This is a genomic window from Streptomyces sp. NBC_01276, from assembly GCF_041435355.1.
Taxonomy (GTDB): Bacteria; Actinomycetota; Actinomycetes; order Streptomycetales; family Streptomycetaceae; genus Streptomyces.
On record NZ_CP108444.1, the window covers coordinates 13,187 to 25,269 of the forward strand.

General features: G+C 71.5%; 11 protein-coding genes. 1 reads left to right on the forward strand and 10 read right to left on the reverse strand.

Features of this window, described 5'->3' with window-relative positions; translation table 11 throughout:
* Positions 1-14 precede the first annotated feature (14 nt).
* The 8 genes from OG295_RS40150 to OG295_RS40185 form a co-directional block, all read right to left on the reverse strand.
* Positions 15-740: an SDR family oxidoreductase gene (locus tag OG295_RS40150; protein ID WP_331732990.1), complete on the reverse strand. Its 726-nt coding sequence runs from the start codon at positions 738-740 to the stop codon at positions 15-17.
* Positions 741-818: 78 nt separating this feature from the next.
* Positions 819-1,664: a cyclase family protein gene (locus tag OG295_RS40155; protein ID WP_331732992.1), complete on the reverse strand. Its 846-nt coding sequence runs from the start codon at positions 1,662-1,664 to the stop codon at positions 819-821.
* A gap of 49 nt (positions 1,665-1,713) precedes the next feature.
* On the reverse strand, positions 1,714-2,019 hold the full coding sequence (locus tag OG295_RS40160) for a putative quinol monooxygenase (protein ID WP_331732994.1): 306 nt from the start codon (positions 2,017-2,019) through the stop codon (positions 1,714-1,716).
* Between the two features lie 121 nt (positions 2,020-2,140).
* Positions 2,141-3,388: an MFS transporter gene (locus OG295_RS40165; protein ID WP_371681542.1), complete on the reverse strand. Its 1,248-nt coding sequence runs from the start codon at positions 3,386-3,388 to the stop codon at positions 2,141-2,143.
* 271 nt (positions 3,389-3,659) lie between these two features.
* Positions 3,660-4,694, reverse strand: a complete 1,035-nt coding sequence (locus OG295_RS40170; protein ID WP_331732998.1) for a ketoacyl-ACP synthase III — start codon at positions 4,692-4,694, stop codon at positions 3,660-3,662.
* Positions 4,695-4,776: 82 nt separating this feature from the next.
* Positions 4,777-5,463, reverse strand: a complete 687-nt coding sequence (locus OG295_RS40175; protein ID WP_331733000.1) for an HAD-IB family hydrolase — start codon at positions 5,461-5,463, stop codon at positions 4,777-4,779.
* A gap of 28 nt (positions 5,464-5,491) precedes the next feature.
* Positions 5,492-6,565, reverse strand: a complete 1,074-nt coding sequence (locus OG295_RS40180) for a ScbA/BarX family gamma-butyrolactone biosynthesis protein (RefSeq protein WP_331733002.1) — start codon at positions 6,563-6,565, stop codon at positions 5,492-5,494.
* 155 nt (positions 6,566-6,720) lie between these two features.
* Complete coding sequence (locus tag OG295_RS40185; RefSeq protein ID WP_331733679.1) at positions 6,721-7,788, reverse strand: aldo/keto reductase; 1,068 nt, start codon at positions 7,786-7,788, stop codon at positions 6,721-6,723.
* A gap of 241 nt (positions 7,789-8,029) precedes the next feature.
* Here OG295_RS40185 and OG295_RS40190 point away from each other — a divergent pair, with 241 nt between their 5' ends.
* Positions 8,030-9,637, forward strand: coding sequence for an FAD-dependent monooxygenase (locus OG295_RS40190; protein WP_331733004.1), 1,608 nt, complete (start codon positions 8,030-8,032; stop codon positions 9,635-9,637).
* A gap of 81 nt (positions 9,638-9,718) precedes the next feature.
* On the opposite strand, the gene OG295_RS40195 is transcribed toward OG295_RS40190, so the two are convergent.
* Complete coding sequence (locus tag OG295_RS40195; protein WP_371681543.1) at positions 9,719-10,546, reverse strand: alcohol dehydrogenase; 828 nt, start codon at positions 10,544-10,546, stop codon at positions 9,719-9,721.
* A gap of 52 nt (positions 10,547-10,598) precedes the next feature.
* On the reverse strand, positions 10,599-11,843 hold the full coding sequence (locus tag OG295_RS40200) for a hypothetical protein (RefSeq protein ID WP_331733008.1): 1,245 nt from the start codon (positions 11,841-11,843) through the stop codon (positions 10,599-10,601).
* Positions 11,844-12,083: the final 240 nt, after the last annotated feature.

Consider the following 12,083-nt stretch of genomic DNA (forward strand, 5'->3'; position numbering starts at 1 on the left):
AGGTCCTTCGGGACCTACCAGGCGACGGGGCCCTCGTCGTCGAAGAAGCCGCCGGTGGGGCCGTCCTCGTCGAGGGTGGCCAGGTGGACGACGATACGGGCGCCCTCCTCGACGGTGCGGGTGCCCTGATGGCCGTTGAGGTCGGTGGCCACGTACCCGGGTGTGGCGGAATTGATCTTCAGGGGGGTGCCGGCGAACTCGCGTGCGTAGTGCAGGGTGAGTGAGTTGAGCGCCGCCTTGGAGGAGTTGTAGGCGAGCAGTTGCCGGTGCGGTGTTGACAGGTCGGCGGCCTTGGCGAGGGAGCCGAGGCGGCTGGAGACGTTCACCACACGGCCCGCGGGCGATGTGCGCAGCAGGGGCAGCAGGGCGTGCGTCGTGGTGATGACGCCGAAGACGTTCGTCGCGTAGATGTCGCGGGCGAGACCTGCCGTCGTGGCGCTGGGTTCGACGTCGTCCTCGACGATGCCGGCGTTGTTGACCAGGACGTCCAGGCGCCCGAAGTCCTCCTCGACGGCCGCGGCGGCCGCCTGGACGGTGGCTTCGTCGGTGACGTCGAGGTGCACGAAGCGGGCGTCGATGCCGCTGTGGCGCAGTTCGTCCGCCGTCCTCTCGCCGCGGGCCGCGTCACGGGCGCCGATCAGCACGGTCATGCCCATCCGGCCCAACTGGCGTGCGGTTTCCCGGCCCAGGCCCTTGTTGGCGCCGGTGATCAGGGCGTACCGGCGGTCCGGCTTCGTCATGGGGGTCCTTCCTGCTTCCTGTCGCATGGCGGAGGGGCGGGCGCGCCGTGAGGCACGCCCGCCCGCGAGGTGGTCCGGTCAGTAGATGCCGAACACCCGGCAGGGGCCGGCGAAGCCCTTGCGGTGCTTGATCAGCCCGACGAGGGCGGTGGCCCCGAAGTCGGGCACGGTGTCGAGGTTGGCGATGTTCTCGACGCCGTAGCGCATGTCGCCGAGAATGATGCGGTGTGCGCCGGGGTCGTCGATCTGCAGGTTCTTCGAGGCGTCGAGGCTGGGGGTGTCGGTGCCGGCGGCGACGATCGAACGCTCGCGCACGAGGAGCTCGGCCGCGTCGAAGCCCAGGCCGGGGAAATGCGGAACGCCGTCGGCATCCCGGTTGATGTAGGCCCCCGGCGTGTTGATCCGGTCGCACCAGCCCGAGTCCATGACGACCAGGGCGCCGTCGGGGATCCGGCCGTAGCGGCTCTCGTACGCCAGGATGTCGTCGGCGGTCAGGGTGGCGTCGTGGTCCTTGGCGACGCGTTCGCCGATGCGAATGACGCACAGCGGTGCGATCAGGCGGTCGATGGGGATCTCGTCGGTGTAGATGGGCCCGTCCACGAGGTGTGCGGGGCCGTCCACGTGGGTTCCGGTGTGCTCGTCGATCTCCAGCTTGTTGGCGTTGAACCCCTCGTCCGCGATGTGGGCGAAGTGGTCGATGTTGGGCTTGAGGACGATCGGTTCCAGTACGGGGAAGTCGTTGCCGAAGGTGTGCGTGAGGTCGCTGACCCGGCTGCCCCGGATCAGCGGGGCCGGCTCACGCGCGGGGCGCGGGGCGTCCCGGGCCCCGGCGTTCGTGGCGGTTTCGGTGTCCGTGCCGGGATGACCGCCGCAGTGGTGGCCGTCCTGTCCGTGGACGAGCTTCATGACGTCGGGACTGCACATGGAGTCCTCCTCTGTGGTCGGCGGGCCGGTCGGGTTCCGGCCGGGGGGCTCAGGTGCTGGTCGGGTCGATGACGCGGGTGCCGCGGATGAGCCAGGTGGGGCCTTCGGCGATGTGGCCGATCCGCTCGAAGAACCGGGCGAAGTGGGGGCCGGCCATGTGCTTGTCGAACGAGGCCGCGTCGTCGTAGACCTCGTCGAGGTAGAAGCGGTTGGGGTCGTTCTCGTCGACGACGAGCTCGAAGCGCTGGGTGAACGGTTCGTCCACGGCCGACTCGCGGGCGTCCTCGTGGCTGGCCGCGATGAACTCCTCGTGGTGCTCGGGCAGGACGTCGAAGGCAACGGCGACGTGGTACACGGGATCTCCTGGTGGTGGGTACGGGGGCACGCCTTGGCCGCCTCACCGCAGTGGCGGCGGGACGAGGCGTGGCGGGGGATGTGTGGGGGGATGTGTGGGGCGAGTGATCGCCGGGGAGCGGTCAGTCGACGAGTGCGGGGTCCGGCGTGGGGGTGCGGGTGGCGGCCGGCTGCCGCGTCGTGCGGCGGGCGCGCACGAAGCGGTTTCGGCTGGAGCACAGGCCGAACACCAGCTCGGGCAGGGTGAAGACGGCGAGGAGGACCAGCGAAACGGTCCAGCTGTCGGTCGCGCCGTGCAGGAGGCCGAGCAGCAGCGGGCCGGCGATGCCGCCGACCAGGTAGCCGATGGTCTGCACCATGCCGGACAGCTGCGCGGCGGTCTGCGGGTTCTCGGACCGCAGACCGATGAAGGTCAGGGCCATCGCGTGGCCGGCGCCCAGCGTCAGGCCCAGGAGGGCGACCCACAGGACGGCGGCCCCCGGAAGGAAGAGCAGGCCGAGGAGGCTCGCCGCGCCCGCGACGGCGATGACGGTCACGATGGGCGCGGTTCCGCTGCGCCCGACCAGCACCGGGGCGACCAGGGCGCCCGGCACGCTGATGAGCATGGCCAGGGACAGCATGGCGCCGGCCGAGGAGTTGCTGTAGCCGAAGTCGACCAGGACGGTCGGCAGCCAGCCCAGGGCGGTGAAGTAGGCCAGGGCGCGCAGGGCGAGGTAGCCGGTGACCTGCCAGGCCATGGCGTCGCCGAGCAGCGACCCCTTGTCGCCGGTGGGGGCGGCGGCGGCCGCGGGCCGGGAGGACCGCTTGGACAGGGGCAGCCAGACCAGCAGGCCGACGGCGGCGGGAAGGGCCCACAGGGCCAGGGAGTTGCTCCAGCCCCCGACGCTGTCCCGCAGGGGTACCGCGATGCCCGCGGACAGTGCGGCTCCGGCGCTGAGCGCGGCGGTGGCGATGCCGGTGTAGAGCCGGACCCGGTCGGGGAAGGCGCTCTTGATGACCGCGGGCATGAGGACGTTGCCGATGGCGAGGCCCGCTCCCGCGAGGGCGGTGCCCAGGAACATGGCCCAGGCGGCGGTTTCGAGCCGGATCAGGATGCCCGCGATCAGGAGTACGAAGCCCAGCACCAGCGCGACGGGGGTGCCCAGTCGGCGGGAGAGGGCGGGCGAGACGGCGGCGAAGACGCCCAGGCACACCACGGGCAGGGTGGTGAGCAGGCTGACCGCCGAATCGGACAGGTTCAAGGACCCCTGGATGTCGTTGAGTACGGGGGATACGGCGCCGAGCGCGGGCCGTAAGTTCAGTGCCAGTAAGAACAGGCCCACCGTGATCGCCATGGTGCTGGGGCGGCCGCTTGAACTGTGGTCGGACACAGTTCTCCTCCTGCTTGAGAGTTGCGTGATTGCGCATGGTCGGATGACTTCAGCAGAGCATAAGACATCTTATATCTGTCCGCTACCAGCTATCTGCTCGATGGCTGATATTCGGCGCGGAGTGGGACCCCAGCAGCCTTTCGGCGAGGGACCGTTCGACGGCCTGGCGCAGACGCTCCCGCCTGCGCCGGGCGACGTGCCGTTCGATCAGCCTGATGAGGTCGGGGTCGTGTGGGACGGACGCCGTCGCGGCGGGGTACTCGGCCACGGCTCAGACCACCGCCGTGAGTTCCTGGCTGCGGGGCCGCGCGAAGGCGGTGGGCGCCCAGCGGGTCAGCACCGCCCCCACGGTCATCCCCCCGCCGAAGCCGGCCATCAGTACGGTCTCCCCGTCGGCGAACTCCCCGCGCCGGTGTGCCGCGTCGAGCGTGATGGGCACCGACGCGGAGCCGGTGTTGCCGTACTCCTCCACCGCGAGGTGCATCGTCGCCCGGGGCAGGCCGAGCTCGGGCCATACCTCGCCGAGCATGACGCCGTTGGCCTGGTGCGGTACGAAGTGCCGCACCAGCTCACGCTCCACCCCGGCCCGGTCGAGCAGTTCGTGCAGTGCCGACGGCAGGTTGTCCTGCACGAACGAGCGCACCCCGCGGCCGTCCATGCGGAAGAAGTGGGCCCCCTCGCGCAGCGTGCGGTCGTTCGCCGGCATGCGGCTGCCGCCGGCCGGAACGCTGATCAGGCGATACTGGTCGCCGCGGCTGAGCAGACTGGTCTCCGTGATGCCCCGGTCCTCGGGCACCGCGCCGAGCAGCACCGCGCCCGCGCCGTCGCCGAAGAGGATGGCGGTCTTGCGGTCGGAGTAGTCCAGGATGCGCGAGTAGATGTCCGCGCCGATGACCAGGGCGTAGCGGCCCTCCTCCGCGGCACGCAGCAGCCGCTCCGCCACCGTCGTGGCGTAGACGAATCCGCTGCACACGGCGTTGATGTCGAAGGCGGCCGCGTTCACCGCGCCGATGAGGTGCTGCACGATGCTCGCGGTCGCGGGCTGTGGATGGTCGGGCGTGGAGGTCGCGAGCACGATGTACGCGACGTCCTGCGGCTCCACCCCCGCCTGCTCCAGCGCCGCGAGGGCGGCGCGGGCCGCGAGGTCCGAGGTGGCGTCACGGTCGTCGGCCCGGCGCCTTTCGCGGATGCCGGTCTTGCGGACGATCCATTCGTCGCTCACGTCCGCTCCGCGCGCGATCTCCTCGTTGCCGACCACGGTGTCGGGCAGATACGAGCCGGTGGACACGATTCCGATGCGGGTCATTGGGTCCCTCCCCCTGTTCCGGACGGACCGCCGGGTGCGGCCCGCTGGTGGCGCCGGGCCCTGGCGAAGGGCCCGGCCGTTGTCATCGCCGCGCCGGTCCGGGCAGCAGACGTCCCCATCCCGGCGCGGAGGCGTGCACCGCGAGCTCCGGGTCGTAACCGACGACGACGGGATGGCCGACCGCCCTCAGCATCGGCAGGTCGCTGCCGTGGTCGCCGTACGCCCAGCTGCCGGCGAGGTCCAGCCCGCAGAGCGGTGCGGTGAGGCGGACGGCGCGCCCCTTCGTCTCGCCGATCATCGGGGCGAGCACCTCTCCGGTGAGCTCGCCGCGGCGGATCACGGGACGGGTGGCCAGGACGGCCGAGGCGCCCACGTCCGCCGCGATGGGGTCGAGCGGGCCGAAGAAGGATCCGGACACCAGGACCACGTCCCGTCCGGCCTTGCGGTGGGCGGCCAGGGCCTCTTCGACCTCGGGCACGTACAGGCCATCGGCGAGCTCCCGCCACTCCGTGGCGAACCAGCGCCGCCCCTCGTCCGCCAGCCGTCTCGCGCTCTCGCCGCGCAGCAGCCGGTAGTAGCGGCGGTTGACGTCCACGCGTGCGGCGCCGCGCAGCGCGGCCTGCCGCAGTTCACCCGTCAGCCGGGCGTAGGTGGCCGGCGGCTCCCCCCGCCCGCGCAGGTAGAACTCCAGGAAGCGGAACATGCTCTTGACGCGGATCAGCGTCTCGTCCACGTCGGAGAACGCCGCGGTCCGTGTGGTGCTGGTCATCTCGGCCCCTTCGTCGGCGTAGCGCGGGTCATGCCGTCATGCGGGTGAGCGTGAAGGCGAAGGTGCACAGCACCTCTCCCTTCTGCGTCGCCTCGACCCCGACCCGCAGGTCCTCGGGGCGCTGCTCGTCCTCGTCGACGGCGGCCAGGACGCCGCCGAGGGTGTAGTCGACGGGCGGCTCGGCCGGGTGGTGGGTACGGCCGGAGCTGCCCACGACGGCGCTCAGCACGGTGTCGTCCTCCAGCTCCCCGAAGCGGGTGAAGCGCACGTCGAGCGCGGTGAGCAGGGTCTTGGAGGCGGAGAGCCCGCGGACTTCGAGCGCGGCGAACAGGGCGAGCTGCCGCGCCCCCTCGGCGATCACCATGCCGGGCAGGTGGTCCTGCGGGTGGTCGAAGAGGCTGGCGTGCCGGGCCGGGATGCGCAGCAGTGCCTGCGCGCTCTCGCCGACGACGACGCCGTCCAGCAGGACGACGTTGTCGGGGTTGGCGCGGCCCACCAGGTGCGGGGCGATGGGCGCGCCGGGGGTGACGGCCGGGTAGGAGGCGGAGGACGGCAGGGCCATTCCGTCACGGTTGTTCAGCCGCAGGGTGAGGTAGCCGTTGGGGTCCTTGAACCGCAGTCCGACGGACGCGGTACCGAAGACGGCGCCGCCGCCGGACAGGGTGATCTCGTAGTCGAGTCCGGTGACCCGGCCCTCGCGTTCCATGCGCTTGCCGATGCGTACGTGCATGGCGAGGCGGAAGGGCGAGGTGCCCACGAACACCAGCTCGGGGTGCTCGATGCGCAGACCCAGGTGGGTGAGGATGAACTTGTTGTCCGCCGGTACGCCGAAGAAGCGGTGGGCGCCCGCGAGGGTGGCCTGGCGGCACGCTTCGAGTATCAGCAGGGGATCGTGGTGGCCGGGGCGGAGCAGGTGGTCGCCGTAGTAGGCGTGCGAGCGGGGCAGCTGCGCCGCCGCCGCGTATCTGGTGTCACCCAGCGGCTGCAGGTCCGTCAGGAACACCTCTCCCAGGGCGTCCCTGTGGACGAGGAGGCGGTCGACGGTACGGGCGTAGTCGAGTTCCGGGAGCGCCTCGGTGGCGACCTCGGTGGCAATGGTCATGGTGGCCTGGCTTTCTGTTCGCGGTGAGGGTTCCTGCTCACTGTCGGTGCACGGACCGACGCGGGCGCGGGCACAGCGGGTGGAGGGACGACACGACGGGTCGTCCCTCCACGGCTGCGCAGTTGTCGCCCGCGCAGCGCGCCAGGTGGTGGTGATCAGGCCGGGTAGACGTCGCCCGGCTGCTTGCGGTCGGCACCGACGGTGCCGATGTGCCAGTACGGGTAGGGGGCGACGGTCTCGCTGACCTTGTCGAGGCGGGCGAGTTCGTCCTCGCTCAGCGTCCACTCCATCGCCTGGAGGTTGTCGGCGAGCTGGTGCGGCTTGGTCGCGCCGATGACGGCCGAGGTGATGCCGGGCTTGGCGAGCACCCAGTTGATGGCGACCTGCGCGACGGTGGCGCCGCGCTCCTCGGCGACCTGCGCCATGGTGTCGACGATGTCGTAGGCCTGGTCCTCGTCGGTCAGCGGCGCCGATTCGGCGGGGGTGCGCTGAGACAGACGGCTGCCCTCGGGACGGCCCTCGCCCCGGCGGTACTTGCCCGTCAGGAACCCGCCGGCCAGCGGGGACCAGGCGGTGATGCCGACGTTCTGGTCGACGGCGAGCGGCACGATCTCCCGCTCGAGGTCGCGGGCGGCGATGTTGTAGTAGCCCTGGTAGCAGACGAAGCGGCTGAGGTTGCGGCGGTCGGAGACCGACAGGGCCTTCATGAGCTGCCAGCCGGCGAAGTTGGAGACGCCGATGTAGCGGATCTTGCCCGAGCGGATCAGGTCGTCGAGCACGCGCAGCGTCTCGTCGAGCGAGGTGCGCGGGTCGAATCCGTGGATGTGGTAGAGGTCGATGTAGTCGGTGTTCAGGCGCCGGAGGCTGTTCTCGACGGCCGCGTAGAGGTGGTGGCGCGTGGCGCCGATGTCGTTCGGGTCGTCCGTGATGCGCCAGCGGCCCTTGGTCCCGATGATGACGCGGTCGCGGACCTTGCCGAGGGTACGGCCGAAGAACTCCTCTCCCATGCCGTTCTTGTAGACGTCGGCGGTGTCGAAGAAGTTGATGCCGGCGTCGAGGGCCTGGCTCATCATCTGCTCGACGTTCCCGTCCTGGACGGTGCCGAACTCCGACCAGTTGCGGTCGGCGGCGCCCAGGAAGGAGGCCCCGCCGCCGAACGTCATGGCGCCGAAGCACAGCTCCGACACGGACAGTCCGGTGTCGCCCAGGTAGCGGTATCGCATCTTCATCCTGCTTTCGGTCGATGGGTGTTCGGGTGCGGGGGGACCCGGGGGGGGGAGGGAGCGCCTGGGTAACGGGGGTTTCGCCAGGCGCTCCCGGTCGATGGGGACGCCGTGTCGGCGGCGTCGGCGGGGTGCTCGCCCTCGATGGCCCGTTCCTCTCGCCAGGCCTCGAAGTGAGATGTAAGGTTTCGAAGAAACATAAGAGATTTGATGGTTGTCGTCAATGAGAGGCGGAACAGATATGCCGAGCACCTCCGAACCGGCGCGGACGGCCGGGGCGCCCGAGCCCTACGACGTGCTCGTCGTGGGGGCGGGGCCGAGCGGAATGACGGCGGCGTGCGAACTGCTGCGCAGGGGCGTACGCGTACGCATCATCGACCGCGCGACGGAGCCCTCGCCCTTCCCCAAGGCCCTGCTCGTGTGGCCGCGCAGCATCGACCTCTTCGAGGACCTCGGCGTCCTCGGCGAGCTGCGCGAGGCGGGCATCCAGATCAACACCTTCAGCTACTTCTCCGAGCGCCGGCGCCTGGCCGGGTTCGACTTCCCGCAGCACCTCAGCCCCGTGTGCCTGCCGCAGAACGAGACCGAGCGGATCCTGGGCGAGCGGCTGGCGAGCCTGGGCGGCAAGGTGGAGCGGGGGGTGCGGCTGCTCACGCTGGAGGGCGTCGACTTCTCCGGCCGCATCGACGGGACCTCCGACGTCACGGCCGTGCTCGAACACGGCGACGGCCGCATCGAGCGCACCCGTGCCCCGTTCGTCGTGGGCACCGACGGCGCGGGCAGCGCGGTGCGGGGCCAGCTCGGCGGCGGGTTCACCGGCAGCACGTACGAAAGCGCCTTCGCCCTCGTCGACGCCCGCATCGAGGGGTTCCTGCCGCCGGACCAGGCCCTGTACTACCAGTCGTCGGCCGGCGCGCTGGTCATCGTGGCCCTGCCCGGCGGTGTCTTCCGGTTCTTCTCCAGCCTGCCCGCGGGCGAGAAGGTCAGCGTCGGGCGCATGCAGAAGATCGTGGACGAACGCGGGCCGCGCGGCGTGCGGCTCACCGAGCCGGTATGGGTCAGCGAATTCCGCATCCACGCCCGCCATGCCACCGAGTTCCAACTGGGCCGGGTCTTCATCGCGGGGGACGCGGCCCACGTCCACAGCCCCGCCGGCGGGCAGGGACTCAACACGGGGATCCAGGACGCCCACAACCTGGCGTGGAAGATCGCGGCGGTACTCCACGGTCAGGCTCCCTCCGGCCTGCTGCTCACCTACGGGCCCGAACGAGCCGCCGTGGCGCGTCGGGTGGTGCGTGACACCGACATCCAGACCCGCGGGTGGATGGTGCAGAGGCCCGCCGCGGTCGCCGCCCGGGACGTCGCCTTCCGCATGGCCGAGCGGAGCGGGCTGTTCGGGCTCTACGCGCCGGTCATGGCGGGCCGTCGGCTGGCCTACCCCGCCACGCGCGAGACCCAGGTGCCCTCCGGGCGTCCGCCGTGCCGGTTCCGCTCGAAGCTGCCCGGCGGCCTGGTCGTCGGCGCGGTCTTCCCGCGTGAGCTGGCCCTGCCGCACCGGATCGCGGGCCCCGGCGAACAGCCTGCCGGATGGAGCCTGGTGGTGACCTGCGCGGGCGACGCGGCGGCCTGGCGCGCGCAGACCCGCGCGCTCGCCGCGCCATGGCCACAGGTGCGCGCGGTCGACCTGTCGGCGGGATCCGCCCGCTCCTCGACGGGCTGCGGGCAGCAGGGCTACTACCTCGTGCGGCCCGACGGGCACATAGCCGCCCACGGTCACGCCGGCGACTCGGACCGGCTGCACGCCGAACTGACCTGGTGGCTCGGCCCGGTGGCCCGCGCCGCCCGCTGACGCCGGGACGCAAAAGCGTCATGGGGGGTGCGGCCGTCGGGCCGCACCCCCCATGACGTGTGATCAGGCCGTCATATGTGATCAGGCCGTGGCCGTCTGCGCGACGGCGACGGGGCCGAGCGACAGCTCGCCGGTGGTCATCAGGTCCAGCAGCTGGGCGAGGCCGCGGTCCTCCGGGGTGGCCGTGCGGAAGACGAAATGACGCAGGCCGGCCTGCTCGGGGCCGCCGAAGAACCGGAAGAAGCCGATGTCCACGTGGCGCGTGGCGAAGCTCTCGTAGAGGTAGACCGTTCCCCCGTCGGCCGTCAGACCGCGGCCGGCGGCCGTCTGGCCCGCCTCGGCCGCCTCGTAGACGATGTCGAAGGAGCCGGTGACCCCGGCCGGGTCCGCCGTCGCCCGCGCCGCGCCCAGCTCCGCGGCCTCGGCGGCCTGGCCCGCGTCGGCCACCAGCGCCGTGACGTCGGCGCCCAGCGCGGCGAGCAGTTCCACCAGCAGCCGCCCTATGCCGGCCCCCGCGCCGGTCACCAGGACGGGCCTGCCGCTGACGGAACCCGCGCTGCGTACCAGGCGCAGCGCCGTCAGGACCGCCACGCGCAGCGCCGCCGCCTGCTCGAAGCTCACGTGGTCGGGCAGGACGGTGGCGTATTCGGTGGGCAGCGCCATGCAGGACGACCACTGGGTGCTCGTGGCCACGGCCACGACCCTGTCCCCCGGCTTGGGGCTGAAGCCCTCGGGGGCCGCGCGCAGCACGACGCCGGCGACGTCCCAGCCGCGCAGCCAGCCCTCCGGCAGCGGCTCGGCCTTGATCATCTCGTCGATCTCGGGAGCCACCGCGCGCACCGCGACGAGGATTTCGTCGTCCGCCTGGGCCGTAACCGTGTCCTGCATGGAGGTGAGCTGATCGGGCATGACAATTCCTCTCATCGGTGTGACGGTTTCCTTGTTGGCGCTGTCCGGCATGTCAGTGCTCCTCGGTGGTCAGGACGGACGTGCCGGTGAACTCGTGCACGGCGACCACTTCGAACTCCTCCGGCTGGTCGAGGACGCACGCCGCGAGGGCGGGATGGTTCTCCAGCACCCGGAACCTGATCCAGGCGTGGCTGTGGTGGTCGTCGGGGACGCCGGGGGCGAGACGGATGCGCAGTTGGATCCGCTCTTCGGAGGTGACGGCGACCTGGGCGGCCGTGACCTCGTCGTGCGCGGTGGCCAGGTCGACGAGTTCGCGGGCGGACACGGTGCGTCCGTGGAAGCGGAAGAACGGCGGGCGGGTACCGAGGACCCGCAGGGCCGGTCCCGGCCGGCCGCACGCGCAGTGCGCGAACTCGCCGCGCTCCTGGGTGTCGTAGCGGATGAGCGCCGGGGTGCGTGAGGGCGTGAGGGTCGTGACCAGCAACCGCCCGTCCACCGCTTCGACGTGCTGGTGGGGCAGTGGGTGGTAGATGCCGGCCAGGCAGTGCGGGCCGCGCTGCCCGATCATCCAGGCCGCGGGGGTGCCGTACAGGCGCCACACGGCGGTGTAGGGGAAGTGGGCGGCCAGCAGGCCGTCGTCGGTGGTGTCGTGGGTGGCGCCGCCCAGCATCAGGGTGCGCAGCCACGGGAGCGGTCGCCCGGCGACGCTGGCCCGCAGCAGCCGGGAGACGGCCTGCGGGGGCGCCGCGATGGCGGTGACGTGGTTGCGGGCGAGGAAGCGGAGCCAGTCGTCGTCGGCGCCCTGGGGTAAGGGACCCAGCGGCAGGACGGTGGCGCCGGACGCGGTGGCGAAGCGGTTGAAGAAGTAGTGGTCGGGCTGCATCCGCCCCGCGGGGTGCAGGTTCGCGACCACGTCGGTGGTGTGGAGCGGGTTCCAGGCGCTACGGATCTCGGGGGCGAACATCTGCTCCGGCAGCAGGGTCAGGTGCGGGGTGTCGAGCGTGCCGCCGTGTGCCCACAGCAGCCCCTCACCCGTGTTGAGGGCGAGGGCCTCGGCGGTCGCCGTGGCCAGTTCGCCCGGGGTGAGTACGGGGAGGTCGGCGAGGGCGAAGGTGCGCCGCGTGAGCTCCCGTTCGTACTTGGCGGCGAGCGACGGGAGGCGGGCCGCCTGGTGCAGCAGCCCCTCCAGTACGGGGACCGGCGCGCCGGTCCCCGTACCGCGTGGAGCGGCGGCGACCTCGCCGAGGCGCTCCGGCGCACTCGGTAAAGGCGCTGGTCGGTGTACGTACGAAACCATCCGAGGTCCCCCTCCTCGTTCCTGTGGTCGACCGGTGCAGGGGTGGTGTCGCAGCACCCGCCATCGGGTTGCCCTGCAATCCATGTTACGACCGGCGTTCTTTCTTGGTCTGGAGTACGAGTTTTTACCATAGACCAGTTTCCACGCGTTGCCCATGGCCGCTCTTCTCCCCTTCGGCGACGGGGTGGTGATGACAAATCACCTCAGATCCACATCACCCCTGGTGGGCGACGCGTCGGC